Source organism: Dysgonomonas sp. HGC4, assembly GCF_001261715.1.
Taxonomy (GTDB): domain Bacteria; phylum Bacteroidota; class Bacteroidia; order Bacteroidales; family Dysgonomonadaceae; genus Dysgonomonas_A.
On record NZ_CVRU01000078.1, the window covers coordinates 1 to 14,603 of the forward strand.

Annotated in this window: 11 protein-coding genes; 5 read left to right on the forward strand and 6 right to left on the reverse strand. The window is 34.6% G+C overall.

Features of this window, described 5'->3' with window-relative positions:
* Positions 1 to 207: 207 nt before the first annotated feature.
* The 5 genes from HGC4_RS07245 to HGC4_RS07265 all read right to left on the reverse strand — a co-directional run bounded on the left by HGC4_RS07245 (position 208) and on the right by HGC4_RS07265 (position 7,933).
* Positions 208 to 2,184 (reverse strand): alpha-L-arabinofuranosidase C-terminal domain-containing protein, encoded by a 1,977-nt coding sequence (locus HGC4_RS07245; RefSeq protein WP_373419307.1) that lies wholly within the window; start codon positions 2,182 to 2,184, stop codon positions 208 to 210.
* Positions 2,185 to 2,244: 60 nt separating this feature from the next.
* On the reverse strand, positions 2,245 to 3,627 hold the full coding sequence (locus HGC4_RS07250; RefSeq protein WP_050709460.1) for a glycoside hydrolase family 27 protein: 1,383 nt from the start codon (positions 3,625 to 3,627) through the stop codon (positions 2,245 to 2,247).
* A 62-nt stretch (positions 3,628 to 3,689) separates the two neighbouring features.
* Positions 3,690 to 5,234, reverse strand: coding sequence for an alpha-N-arabinofuranosidase (locus tag HGC4_RS07255; protein ID WP_082204109.1), 1,545 nt, complete (start codon positions 5,232 to 5,234; stop codon positions 3,690 to 3,692).
* Positions 5,235 to 5,298: 64 nt separating this feature from the next.
* Positions 5,299 to 6,273, reverse strand: coding sequence for a glycoside hydrolase family 43 protein (locus HGC4_RS07260; protein ID WP_050709461.1), 975 nt, complete (start codon positions 6,271 to 6,273; stop codon positions 5,299 to 5,301).
* Positions 6,274 to 6,835: 562 nt separating this feature from the next.
* Positions 6,836 to 7,933 (reverse strand): MBL fold metallo-hydrolase, encoded by a 1,098-nt coding sequence (locus HGC4_RS07265; RefSeq protein ID WP_050709462.1) that lies wholly within the window; start codon positions 7,931 to 7,933, stop codon positions 6,836 to 6,838.
* Positions 7,934 to 8,235: 302 nt separating this feature from the next.
* On the opposite strand from HGC4_RS07265, the gene HGC4_RS07270 reads away from it, so the two are divergent.
* The 5 genes from HGC4_RS07270 to HGC4_RS07290 all read left to right on the forward strand — a co-directional run bounded on the left by HGC4_RS07270 (position 8,236) and on the right by HGC4_RS07290 (position 13,429).
* Entirely contained in the window at positions 8,236 to 8,892 is a 657-nt protein-coding gene (locus HGC4_RS07270) for a PAQR family membrane homeostasis protein TrhA (protein WP_050709463.1), read from the forward strand.
* A gap of 55 nt (positions 8,893 to 8,947) precedes the next feature.
* A complete protein-coding gene (locus HGC4_RS07275) occupies positions 8,948 to 9,724 on the forward strand; it encodes a metallophosphoesterase family protein (protein ID WP_050709464.1) in 777 nt (258 codons plus the stop codon).
* Between the two features lie 207 nt (positions 9,725 to 9,931).
* Complete coding sequence (locus HGC4_RS07280) at positions 9,932 to 11,425, forward strand: sulfatase family protein (RefSeq protein ID WP_242047127.1); 1,494 nt, start codon at positions 9,932 to 9,934, stop codon at positions 11,423 to 11,425.
* Between the two features lie 64 nt (positions 11,426 to 11,489).
* Positions 11,490 to 12,662: an anaerobic sulfatase-maturation protein gene (locus HGC4_RS07285; RefSeq protein ID WP_050709465.1), complete on the forward strand. Its 1,173-nt coding sequence runs from the start codon at positions 11,490 to 11,492 to the stop codon at positions 12,660 to 12,662.
* Between the two features lie 8 nt (positions 12,663 to 12,670).
* A complete protein-coding gene (locus HGC4_RS07290) occupies positions 12,671 to 13,429 on the forward strand; it encodes a M15 family metallopeptidase (RefSeq protein WP_050709466.1) in 759 nt (252 codons plus the stop codon).
* A 6-nt stretch (positions 13,430 to 13,435) separates the two neighbouring features.
* Here the strand turns inward: HGC4_RS07290 and HGC4_RS07295 are convergent, their stop codons facing one another.
* Positions 13,436 to 14,470 carry a glycoside hydrolase family 18 protein gene (locus tag HGC4_RS07295; RefSeq protein WP_050709467.1) on the reverse strand — a complete coding sequence of 345 codons (1,035 nt, stop codon included), beginning with the start codon at positions 14,468 to 14,470 and terminating at the stop codon, positions 13,436 to 13,438.
* Positions 14,471 to 14,603 lie beyond the last annotated feature (133 nt).

Consider the following 14,603-nt stretch of genomic DNA (forward strand, 5'->3'; position numbering starts at 1 on the left):
CCAAATATAATCTACAGTTTTGTTTCATAGTATTCACTTTTAAATTAAGATATTAAATCAGCCTGTTCCTTTAATTAGTCTAAATATCATACAGCTTTGATTACATATATTATTCCTACAATTCATAAATGATAAAGGAAATATAAAATCAAGAGGCATAGGGCGAATTTTAATTCTAAGAGGAGGAGGATTTTACAAATCGACAATTTATTGTTGTATTTTATATACACTAAAAGATTCAGGTTTAACCGAAGCAACAAGTATATTACCCTCTATTTTTGCAGTAACTTTCTGCGGAATTATATTCATTGGAGATTCCAAAGTATTAACTATATTCAAATTATTAGCTTTCAACTCGAAGCTATCACCTAATGACAAGCTACTATTTTTCTTTAAGCCTGTTAAAGTGATATTGATCTCTTTCGAACTTTTGCCCGTATTAGCTATTTTTACAATGTAGCAGTTCTCGTCTTTATCATACACGGCAGACGCATATAAGTCATCTTCTCCTGAGATTGAAGTATTATTTCGAGTTAGAGACATTACATGAGTTCCCTTGTTTTTCGCATAAAGTTGCTGCACATAATAATTAGGCGTTTTTACGGATGTTAGATTATCAAACCAAATCATATCAGGTTTCCATTGCCATGCATCTACATGAGCAAGCAAAGGAGCATAAGTACACATATGTACAATATCTGCATTGCGTTCCAATCCCGTCATAAAAGCCGCTTCATAAAGTGCTGACTCAAAATTATTGTCTCTGTTAGGCACATGGCAAGCATATTCGCCGGCGAATACAGCAGGACCTTTTCTATCATAATTATCGTATCGCTTAGCACTGTTCAGAAACCATTTAGGATCTTTGTAATAGTGCTCGTCTACTAAATCAACTTTTAGCCTTTTCATTTCTGGCCATAGGTAGTCAAATTTATCTCCATCTGCCGAAGGACCCGAGCTTCCTATAATTTTAATATCAGGATATTTTGCTCTGATTGCTTTTACAAATGGCTCTAGACGTACTATATACTCCTCTCCCCACTGTTCGTTCCCTATACCTATATATTTAAGGTTGAAAGGTGCAGGATGCCCCATATCCGCACGCACTTTTCCCCATGTAGAGGTTGGCAATCCATTAGCAAATTCTATTAAATCTAAAGCATCTTGAATGTATGATCCTAAATCTTTTACGGGCACATGGCATTCTTCTTTTTCATTCTGATATTGGCATGACAGTCCACAACTCAGTACAGGTAAAGGTTCTGCACCCATATCTTCCGACAAGAGAAAATATTCATAAAAGCCTAAGCCATAGCTCTGATAATAATCGGGAAAGAAACGATGAGGAAATGTGTAATGCCATCTGTTTTCATTTACAGGTCTGTTTTCGACTGCTCCGACCGTTTTTTTCCAATCATAGCGGGTGTCAAGATCAGTACCTTCTACAATACATCCACCCGGAAAGCGGAATACTCCCGGTTTAATATCCGCTAATGCTTGTGCTAAATCTGCTCTTAATCCGTTTTCACGCCCTTTCCATGTATTGACAGGGAAAAGAGAAACATGTTCCAAAGCCACTGAACCCTTGGAGTCTAAAAATATGCGTAACCGACCTTTAGGTTCTGTTGCTTTGGGTGTTAGATTAACTTCATATTTTCTCCAATCACTTGAATTTATTTCTAAGTACTGAGTTACAAGAATATCATTTTTTGCATCAAGCAAATCTATCCGAATTTTTTGAGGTTCGTTTGAGTTCTCGGTTTTCGCCCATACAGAAAAACGATATGCTTCATTTTGCTTGAAGCCCATACCTCTGAATCCTTCATTTTCTAGACCTGTCCGTTTATGTGGATGTCGCGGATTAGAAAGTACTATATATGTAGGATTCTGATCGAATAAAGGATTATCTTTTCTGACTTCTACTTTTCCAAACGTATTCCACCCCATTAGATTTTGAGGAAAATCAAAAGAGCGATTTTTTACTAATTCAGCATATAAGCCTCCATCAGCTGCAAAGTTTATGTCTTCAAAGAAGAGTCCATACATGGTTGATTGAATAGGCGCTCCCACCTTTTTAGTATCCAAAGAAAATTCGTATGCCTGCTGCTGAGAATATCCCGATAGGGAAAGACTCAGTAAACACGATATACTTAAAGCTTTACATATGTTTTTCATATCTCTAATAAATATTATGCATTGATTAATTTTTCAAATAAATTCAACCATCTATTTCTATACATGATCTTATTTACTGTTTATTTTATATAATCCACAACTGTGTGGAGATAGTCTACGTGAAAACGAATCTGTAAACACTCCTAATTTTTCACCACTCCACATATCTTCAATAGATGAGTTATTCTTTATCCCTACATCAGCAAATGAAACGCCTACAGTATCCGATTTACTATCTTGAATATTGAATAATGCCAAATAAATATCGCCCGTTTTAGGATTACGTGATGTTATCGCTAGTTTCCCTTTCGTTTGATATATCTGACGTACATCTGTACTTTCGCGATGCATTTTCAAAACCTCCTCGTTGGTTAATAAAGACAATGTAAAAGCATCGTTACTTGGCATATCTCCACCAAACATTAAAGGAGATCGTAGGATAGTAAAAAATGTCATTAACGAGTATTGTTCATCCTTTGTTAAGCGTGTCATACGATCTTCACCACGCTCGCCACGTACAGAAATTCGACCTAAAGGAATCATATCGCAATCGGGCCATGTTCCAGGTGATATATACGAATACCAACCTTGAGCCACTTGCATCAAATGAGTTAAATGTCCCCATGTATCCCATACATCATCAACCATACGCCACATATTAGCATGCTCTTTTACATGATAACCCTTATTTAGAGGTGTTTCACCAGGTGATGTACTCAAAACCATTGGCCGTTTGGTTTGATCAATTGCTTTTCGGATCAGCTCTATTTCTGCTTGATGGTAAGGACGCGAAAGATCATCAATCTTTATAAAATCAACTCTCCACGAAGCATATAAATCCATTATTGAATTGTAATATTCCTGTGCACCCGGTTTGTTCGCTACAATAGTGTAGTTATCTCGCAACCACTCGCATTGCAATTCGGTAGAGTATATTTGATCGGCAGTAATACCATTTGTTCCTTTTATTGGCAATTTTCGGGCTACCGCTTCTTTGGGAACACCACGCATAATATGTATTCCAAACTTTAGCCCTTGTGAATGAATATAATCCGCCAGTTTTTTAAACCCTGCTCCATTAGCAGCCGAAGGAAATCTATTTACAGCAGGAAGATAACGTCCATATTCATCCAATACATAAATAGGATCGGTTTGATTATAACCTCCTGCTTTATCGTTTTCTACAAACCACCGAATATCAACTACAATATATTCCCAGCCATACTTCTTGAGATTCTTCGCCATATAATCAGAATTAGCTTTCACTTCATGCTCTTCAACAGTAGGACCATAACAATCCCAACTATTCCATCCCATTGGAGGAGTAAGTGCCCATTCTTTAAAATTATCTTTTTCGCTATTTTCAGACGACAATGAATATTTTGTCGATGCAAATACGTTACTGCCTAGTATGGCTAACATTATTAATAAGGTTTTGATTATTTGTTTCATAAATGTATCATTAAGGTATCTTGTTTTGTGAAGTCAAACTTCAATTTTAGCTGAATAATATCTCAATTTAGTTCAACTGTCATTAATGATTTTGAAGGCATTTTCAAGGTCAATACTCCGTTCTTATAGGTGGCTCCTTTATAATCTTCAATATGAACTATATTTGGATTGTCGAATGTATTATGACTGTCGGTATTAGTAGCTGTTATTATATTTACACTAGTCAGTTTGCCCCCTATCAATCCTCTAATATTACAATCAATGTCTATGGAATTAACCGGATCAATGTTTACAAACGAGATATGTACTTTTCCATTTTTATCTTTAGATGCAGATACCGATATAGCATCTAATTTTTTATTAAGTCTGTTATACGTCCCACATTTTACCACAGTAGGCAACATAGTTGCATCTTGATGTACTTTGTACATATCGAACACATGATAAGTAGGTGTCAATAACATTTTCTCACCCTCTGTAAGAAATAATGCTTGAAGTACATTTACCAATTGTGCAATATTTGCCATTTTTACCCTATCAGCATGTTTGTGGAAAGTATTTAAAACCAGACCTGCAAGAATAGCATCTCTCAGTGTATTTTGCTGAAAAAGAAATCCCGGATTAGTATTCTTCTCTACATTGTACCATGCTCCCCATTCATCAACAATCAAGCCTATTTTCTTTGCTGGATCATACAGATCCATTATTGCAGAGTGCCGTATTATAAGATTATCCATTCGCGAACCATGTTCCAATAAGGAAAAATAATCATCTTCAGAAAAGCCTGTAGCATCACCTTTGTCTTCCCATCTGCGAGTAAAAGCATAATTATGCAGAGAAACACCTTTCATCATTCTGTGAGGTATGTTCTTCATCATAGTAGTCATCCAATGATAATCATCGACATTGGGCCCTCCTGCTATTTTATATAATTGGTTATCACCATAATCTCTGGTATAGGTAGCATAGCGTCTATAATTTTCTGCATATCCCTCCGCTGTCATGTTCCCACCACAACCCCAGTTTTCGTTCCCCACACCCCAGAACTGTACTTTCCAAGGTTTTTCGCGACCATTTTTTTTCCGAAGGTTTGCCATCGGACTTTCACCATCGAAAGTGATATATTCAACCCATTTCGACATTTCTTCTACCGTTCCGCTTCCCATGTTTCCACAGATATAAGGCTCTGTACCCAATGCTTCGCAAAGATTAAGAAACTCATGAGTACCGAAGCTATTATCTTCTACTACTCCACCCCAATGAGTATTAACCATCTTGGGTCTGTTTTCTCTGGCTCCAATACCATCCATCCAATGATACTCGTCAGCAAAGCATCCTCCGGGCCATCTTAGGTTAGGTATTTTGATGTGCTTCAAGGCATCTATAATATCTTTGCGAACTCCGTTTATATTGGGTATTGACGAGTTTTCGCCCACCCAAAGACCATCATATATACAACGACCCAAATGTTCGGAAAAATGCCCATAAATATGTTTGTCTATATTATATTGTCCTAAATCGGCATTCACTATAACTTCTGCTTCCTGCTGCGAAAAAGTAGTTACTGAAATAAGGAAAAATGAATAAATGAATAGTGCTTTTTTCATAGTAATGTAAATATTTAATGCCACATTTCTTAAATACAAGCTGAGATTTTAAAATGGTGTTCCGTTAATTTTTAGCAACTCCTTCCGAAGTCATTTGTATTCTCTTTATAGTTCCATCAGCATTATAGTATAATCTGTCGATGCATACCGAACGGCGGAAACTTCCACCCTGAGTAGGGATAGCTCCATTGTGGTAAATGAAGTACCATTTGCCTTTAAATTCGATAATGGATTGGTGGTTGGTATTGGAATTTCCCGCAATCTCATTCAAAATTCCTTTATATTCCCAAGGACCTTCTATACTACGACTCATAGAATAGCCTATCTTTTCGGGAAAGAATTGTGCATATGATAAATAATACCAATCCTTATATTTATGAACCCATGGAGCTTCAGTAAAATTAGGAAGATGAACGGGCTCAATAGGTCCGTCCAATTCTATCATATTTTCTTTTAATTTGGCATAATAACATTGTGTATTGCCCCAAAACAAATATGCTTGTCCATTATCATCAATCCAAACCGTAGGATCTATATCTTCCCACGATATTTGGGTATATTCTGTGGTCATATCATTGGTTATGATTGCCGACCCTCTTGCATCAACAAATGGTCCTAAAGGATTGTCAGCAACAGCTACTCCAATAGATTTACCATGTATCGACTCATGTTGGACGGTTACGTACCAATAGAATTTGCCATTGCGTTCAATAACCTGCGAAGCCCAAGCTTCACCTTTTGCCCATTTAAAATCGGTAGGTTTAAGAGGTACGGGATGTTCTGTCCAATTTTCCATGTCTTGGGACGAAAACACAAGCCATTCATTCATTACATATCTATTTTCGGGAGGAGGACATTCATCATGACCTGCATATATATAAACCTTATCCTTATAAACCAAGGCGGCTGGATCGGCTGTATATTTGTGTTTAAATATAGGATTGCTATCTGCTCTGAATGTTGTGTCTTGAATTACTCCCAACAGATTATGAGCTATTAATAATAGTAAAACTGATAATGACGATTTTAAGGTTCTCATGTTGTTGTATTTTTATTAGTATTCTATTACAAGAGATATAGTTATATAGAAAATAGGCTACTTCCATTGAAGCATTACTACACTAAGCTTTAGGACTTACAAAAAAAACAATTTATAAGGATAGAGAGGGCGAGATTTAGACTTTAAAGGTAGACATTTCCTTCTTTAAGTGTAAAAAATACATTATTTAATATCGGACAATATCATGGATTATTGTACAGATAACATTGGAAATCCTATTTTATTCAGCTACCAAACTATTCTACAAATAGTAAGAGTATAAAAAAGTAATCTGCAAAGGAGATAATTTCAAAAAGCTAGATTGAGGTTAATTACACACAGATATTAGGATGATAGGCAAATGCTCGTCTCATCAAACTTTATAATTAATAACGACATAAGTATACTAACCTATTAGTGGAAGAAAACCAATAGATTTTAGGTAAAATTTGAATTACTAAATTGAATTGCTAAAGAATAAGAGCAGATTAATATTCGGATCTTAAACCTCCGTAAACTTTAGATATGAATATGGAGTAATATGAGATATGTATAGTTATTCTCACTCAAGACCTACCCACCATTGGCGAAATACCTGAGTAGTATCTTTAAGATGGACAATTTCTCCTATCATGGGAGTAATTACATCCTGTTCTTTATTTTTATTAGCCTCTGTAATTCTTATCAAAGGTTCGTCCCATGCATGTTTAGACAAGGCAAATTTAGAAGAGTGTACAGGTAATAAACGTTTTGCCTTTAAATCTTTGGAGGCTTGCAAAACTTGCTCAGGCATCATATGAATGTATTTCCAATCATTGTCGTATTGTCCATTTTCAAGAATCGCTAAATCAATACCCTCAAAATCTTTACCTATTGAGGCAAAATGAGAATCATAGCCACTGTCTCCCCCCAGATATATTTTAAAAGTTGGTGTTTGCAAAAGAAAAGACGACCAAAGTGATTGCTTAGGAGAAAGTCCTCTTCCCGAAAAATGTCGAGCAGGCAAGCAAAATGCTGTAAAACCAGAATCAAGAACAGCATTCTCGTTCCAATCCATTTCAACTATTTTGTTGATATCATAACCCCAATACTCGAAATGCTCACCTACACCTAAACTGCAAATTACTTTTCCAACTTTAGGTTTCAACTTTTCTATCGTTTCATAGTCAAGATGATCCCAGTGATCATGAGAGATAAATAGGTAGTCAATATTAGGCATATCATCAGTCTTGTAGTTATCTGCTCCTTTAAAAGCCTTAGTAGTAAACGAAACAGGTGAAGCTGAACCACTAAAAACAGGGTCTACCAAAATACGCTTACCGTCTATCTGAATAAAATATGAGGAATGACCAAACCAAACCAAAATATCTTCACTTGCATCAAGATTCAACAAATCGGTCTTTATAGATGGGATCTCATCTACAGGAGTAACTCTCTTTCTACTACCAAAAAGAAAATCAAACATTACTTTAACAGATCCCTTATCTCCTGTCAACTGAGGGGTAAGACTCTGATTCTGAAAATTCTTATCTTTATAATGTGTTGAATTCTGAACTCTTGCCAATCGTTCTCCCGTAGGAGTTCTTCCAAATTGGGCTTGTTGAAGAAATATAAATACGATAATAGCAAAAACTCCTATAATAGACAGGGTTACCCACATAATTTTCTTAGCTCGTTTCTTTCTCAATTTTCTTTGTTCTAAATAATACACAAAACTATTAAAAATAAAGGAAAGAGAGCTTATTGGATTATCAATTTTACTTTTTCATAACTATTCTTGACCACTAAATATACATTTATAGAATCACTTAAAATACGTCAAAAAAATAAAAAGCTCCATCACCTAATAAAGTAATAGTGCTTTTGTAAGTATATAGATTGATTTAAATATTGTAATTTTGAATTTAAGTCTACAAAATTTAGACTATCGAAATAAACATCAAATAATATCAGAATTAAGTAATGACCGATAAACAATATTCAGAAAAAGAAGAACTTCTTAATGCCTCGACTCATGGATTAGGAATTATATTTGGCCTTGTAGCCGGATTCTTTCTTGTAAAACAGGCAATACAAACCGGAAGTTCGTGGGCTATTGCAAGTGTTTGTATCTATATTGTTTGTATGCTAATGTCTTATGTTACTTCAACAGTTTACCATTCTTGTACACATCCAACAAGAAGAGTTCTTTGCCGAAAGTTTGATCATGCTGCAATCTATTTCCACATCGCAGGTACATATACGCCATTTACTTTAATAGTGTTGCGCGAAGTTGGCATCTGGGGATGGCTAGTGTTTACTATCGTTTGGCTAGTTGCTATAGTAGGTACTGGATTAAGTTTTGCCCATTACAAAACAGGTAGCAAATTAGAAACCATTTGTTACGTACTCATGGGATCTATTATTCTTATAGCATTTAAGCCTCTTGTGGATACATTATTATCAACAACAGGATCTTTAGACTCTGTTTATTGGCTCTTAGGAGGAGGTATATCTTATATAATCGGAGCTATATTCTATTCATTCAAAAAAATCAGATATATGCATTCGGTATTTCATTTATTCGTTTTAGGAGGAAGTATATGTCATGTTATAGCAATTTGGGACATACTCCACTAACCGATATCGTAAAAAATAATTCATCAGATTCTTGTAACTTCACAATATAATAATAATGCAGAAAATAGCAATCATTAGTGACATTCATGGAAATTTACCTGCTTTAAAAGCAACAATAAAAGACATAAGAGACAACTACAAAGCCGATCGGATATATTGCCTAGGAGATCTTACTGATGGCGCTCCATGGCACAACGAAGTCATAGACTTGATTAAAAGCCTAGAAATTCCGACAATAATGGGAAATCATGATGAGCGAATAGCTTTCGATTATGAGGTACATGCTTTAAGTAAACATACTCTTGAAGAACAAGAAGCACGCTTAAAGACCATAAACCACACAAAAGAAACTATTACTGATAGTAACAAACAATATCTATCGGAATTGGTGCCAGACATTCGCTTAGATTATGATAACCTATCATGTCTGCTTGTACATGGCAGCACAAGAAGTAATGAAGAGTACATATATGAAAATCATGATGAAAAACTATTGATAGATATGTTGGAAGAAACAAAATCAGACATCATAATCACAGGGCATACACATCTCTCTTATATTAGACATATTAAAACATCTAATAAGGAAGAGAAGCTATTCATCAATATCGGCTCAGTAGGAAGAACTAAAGAAAAGAATGGCGGAAAAGCTGTTTATCTATGGCTAACAATTGACGAAAGTAAAGAAGATAATAACATCCTAAATAAAGTAACTCCTAGCATTCGCAAAATAGAGTATGACATCAATGAAACTATTGTAGGAATAAAAGAAAGCGATGTTCCCGATTTTTATGCTCATTTTCTGGAAAAGCATTTACAATATTCTCTATAAAGATCAGTAAAACTTCTATTTTGTTACTTGATTCTCTTATTGATTCTTATTACTTTAGTAAATTAATAACCTAACCATCTAATATTTATGCAAAACTTGAAAAGAATAAGCTTAATAATCTTACCTGCAACTATTCTAATTCCATATAGTTATGGGCAAGTGAAACAAAATAAGAGTAATAAATCTCGTCCCAATATTATACATATAATGACGGACGATCATTCGTTTCAAACAATAAGTGCCTATGGACATGCTATTTCAAAATTAGCACCCACACCTAATTTAGATCGCTTAGCTAATGAAGGCATGCTATTTCAACAAGCCTTTGTCGAAAACTCACTGTCAACACCCAGTAGAGCATGTTTGATGACAGGCTTATACAGCCATCAAAATGGGCAACGACAACTAGGAGCGGGTATTGATTCAACCAAAACTTTCTTCTCTGAATTGTTGGAACAAGCAGGCTATCAAACCGCAGTAGTAGGTAAATGGCATATGCAGTGTGAGCCAAAAGGTTTCGACTATTATTCAGTTTTGAATGATCAAGGAGATTATTATAATCCTAGTTTTAAAACAAAAGACTCTCACGGAAAATATATTAGAGAAGAAGGTTATGCCACGAATTTAATTACAACTCATTCCATCGATTTTCTGGAAAATAGAGATAAAAACAAACCATTCTGTTTGTTAGTACATCATAAAGCACCTCATAGAAATTGGATGCCCGAGGCAAAATACTATGATCTATATGAAAATGTAGAATTTCCCAAACCATCAACATTTTATGATGATTACAAGAGCAGATGTTCGGCTGCCAGCACACAAGATATGACCATCGACAAAACAATGACATTCATTTATGACCTTAAACTAAATGAATTGAAAGATACTCCTCCCTATAATCAAGGATGGAGCGATGGTGGTTTACAGCAAGCCATGAATCAGATGACGCCAAAACAACGAGAAGTGTGGGATAAATCTTATCACGCTCGAAATATGGAGTTTATCAACAAAATGGATCAACTCTCCGAAGATGAAATATTAGATTGGAAATTTCAGAGATACCTAAAAGATTATCTTAGATGTATCAAATCAATAGATGACGAGGTAGGTCGCCTTTTGGATTATCTTGAAAAAGAAAACTTGCTGGACAATACTATTATTGTTTATACTTCTGATCAAGGGTTCTATATGGGAGAACACGGATGGTTTGACAAAAGATTCATGTACGAAGAATCATTCAGAACACCTCTTATTATTCGCTATCCCAAAGAAATAAAACCCGGTATAACAACAGAAGCTTTAGTCCAAAATATAGATTTTGCCCCCACTTATCTTGCATTAGCAGGAGTAGAGAAACCTAAAGAAATGAGTGGAACTTCACTTGAGCCTTTATTTAATGGTAGCACTCCTAAAAACTGGAGAAAAGATTTATATTATCACTATTATGACTACCCAGCAGTTCATAACGTTCGCCGTCATGATGGAGTGAGAACTGACAGATACAAGCTTATTCACTTTTATGGAAAAGGCTTGATGGGAGAAGATCAGGATATCAATTGTAATGAATTGTTCGACCTCAAAGAAGACCCTACTGAATTGAATAATTTATATGGAAAAGAAGGATACGAAAATATAACAAAACAATTACAAACAACTTTAGATAATTATAGAAAGAATCTTAAAGTTGACGAATTCTAAGGTCAGAGATTCTCTTCTGGATGTTTATTCAACTAAAATACTCACAAATAAAAGTATCAGCTAAATGCCATCAAAAACATATGCTCCTTTTGCAAAGCCTTTATATGTAATGCTCAAATCAATAGGCGCTACTTGCAACTTAGGATGTACTTATTGCTACTATCTGGAGAAGAAAGAACTGTATCCGGAAAAAGGCAAGACATTAATGAGTGATGAACTTCTAGAGAGGTTCATCATTCAATATATTGAGGCGCAAACTATGCAGCCCATATTATTTACATGGCATGGAGGTGAACCTTTGATGCGTGATATTTCATTCTACAAAAAAGCTCTTGAATTGCAACGAAAATATGCCAGAGGCAAGCAAGTAACCAATACCTTGCAAACAAATGGCACTCTCCTTAATGATAAATGGTGTGAGTTCTTCAGAGAAAATAATTTTCTAATTGGTATCTCTATAGATGGCGCAAAACCTTTTCATAACAAATATAGAACAACTAAAGATTTACGTCCAACATTCGACCATGTAATGAGAGGTATTAATCTTCTCAAAAAACATAATGTAGAATATAATATAATGGGAGTAGTTAATGATTTTAATATTGATTATCCCCTTGAATTTTATCAGTTCTTTAAAGACATAGATTCTCACTACATTCAATTCGCTCCGATTGTGGAGAGAGACAGTGAAGGAAAAGTTACCGAGTGGAGTGTTTCTCCTGAAAAATGGGGTGACTTCTTAATTACCATCTTTGACGAATGGGTTAAGAAAGATGTGGGAACATATTTTGTTCAGTATTTTGATTCAGCTTTAGCTAATTGGGTAGGCGTAAATCCAGGAGTATGCATTTTTGCCAAAAATTGCGGTCATGCAGGTGTTATGGAATTTAATGGTGATGTTTATTCCTGCGACCACTTTGTTTACCCTCAATATAAGCTTGGTAATATAAAGACCAAGACTTTAACCGAAATGATGTATTCTAAGCAGCAAATAGATTTTGGATTGGCGAAATCAGAGTCTCTGTCATCAAAATGCAAACAATGTAAATACTTATTTGCTTGTCATGGAGAATGTCCTAAAAATAGGATTTCAAAGACTCAATCAGGTGAAGAAATAAACTATTTATGCTCAGGATACTATAAATTCTTCAAACATATAGATCCTTATATGTCCTTTATGAAAAAGGAGTTGGAAGCTCAACGCCCTCCAAGTAATATAATGGACACATTTAAATAATTTCAGGAATGAAACTCTTATCTATTATTTTAGCACTATTATTCTTTATTACAACAATATCGGCACAAGAGTACCCAAAACAAATACAGAACTTGATAAGTGCATATCCTAACTTTCATATACAGTATGATGGAAAATATATTATATTAAAAGAGGGTCAAAAGATTATATATGACGACAGAATTAAGAAATCTGGTGAATTACTTTTAAATAAGCCATCGATATCAGATATGTTTCAGTCCGAGTATCCCAAAAACGTGAATAATTATATTCCTTCTAAAGATAGTGATCCTGGAAGAATTAGGAATGAAGATTTTATGAAAGCTATGTATGGATCTAATTCACCAGAGGTACAAAAAAATCTAGTTACGATAGTATGGTGTCCCAAATTAGTTGGTTCTAAGATCAGAATTACGAAGATCAATAATGTACATCTACAATTACAAAAAATATCAGAGGAACTAGATAAACATCCCGAATTACAAAAATATCTGCAAGGAGCTACCACTTTCAACTGGCGCATTATAAAAGGTACAAACAGATTAAGTACTCACAGCTTTGGAACATCAATAGATTTAAACGTGAAATTTTCGAACTACTGGCAATGGGATTGCAAATGCACCAATGAAGAAGTAGATTTAAAGTATAAAAATCAAATACCTAAACTTATCGTTGAGATATTCGAAAAGCATGGATTTATTTGGGGTGGAAAATGGTACCACTATGATACCATGCACTTCGAATATAGACCCGACTTATTAAATTAGAATTAATTACTGATTGGTCATTGCGTTATAAACAGCCTTCCTTAAAGTTCCGTCAGCATCATCACAATTATATTCCCAATACATCACCCCTAACATTCCTCTATCCAAAAGATATTTACATTTTATTTCTAAAGATTTAGGATTATCAAATGAACAAACAAAGTCGCCATCTGTATCAACTAAATAAGGAACTTGTGCTTTAGAATCCCATTTTTCAGTATACTCATGTTTTAAGTTTACTAAATCTTTGTAATCAACAAAATCATTAAACTTTTTTATTCCATGTCCATAAAAAGGCACTCCTAATGTGAGTTTACTTATTGGAACACCTGCAGCTATATGAGCATCTACTGATTCATCAGCTGATAGCTTACGCACATGCTCAGACTGATATAAAGGGGAATTATGGAAGGGAGGGCGCCCCATATCATAAGTCATAATATTAACGAAATCAATATACTTATCAATTGCTCTAAAATCTATATACTTCGCATTGGAAGCACTTGCTAACGTCAATAATTTATCACGTCCAATAGTAGCTCGTATATCTCTCATCAACAATGTAAAATTCTCCGTATCTTCTGGAGAAGAAGAGATTCCAGCCATACTACTTGTAGGGTATTCCCAATCTAAATCTATACCATCTAAATTAAATTGATCTATGCCCCTCTTACAGTTTTGTGCAAATAGTTCTCTCAATTTGGTATCTGCTGCTATTTCACTAAATCGACCACTAGTCCATCCTCCTATAGATAATAAAACTTTCAAAGATGGATTAGATTTCTTCAAATCTGAAATCTCTCTTAAACGATTTTCATTTTGTATTATGATACCATCAAATGATTCAGATACAGATCCAAAAGCGTAATTAATATGGGTCACAAAAGTAGGATCAGGTAAAGAGGCACTTTCTGAAGAGGTCACATATGCCAATATAATAGGAGTTTTACCAAGAGTTTTGCTCGATTGTCCAAATACTAGATTAGTAGTGAAAAGAAAACAAAATAAAATAGCAATATATAAGGTCTTAATGTTTTTCATTATAATTTATTAGTTTAGTTACACTATTATAACGAAAGTAATAAAAATAATCTAATATACATGTAAGATATGTTTTTTCTTATTCTTCACAGGTTTATGCGTTAATCTAATGGTTGTATTGTATTGTATTGTA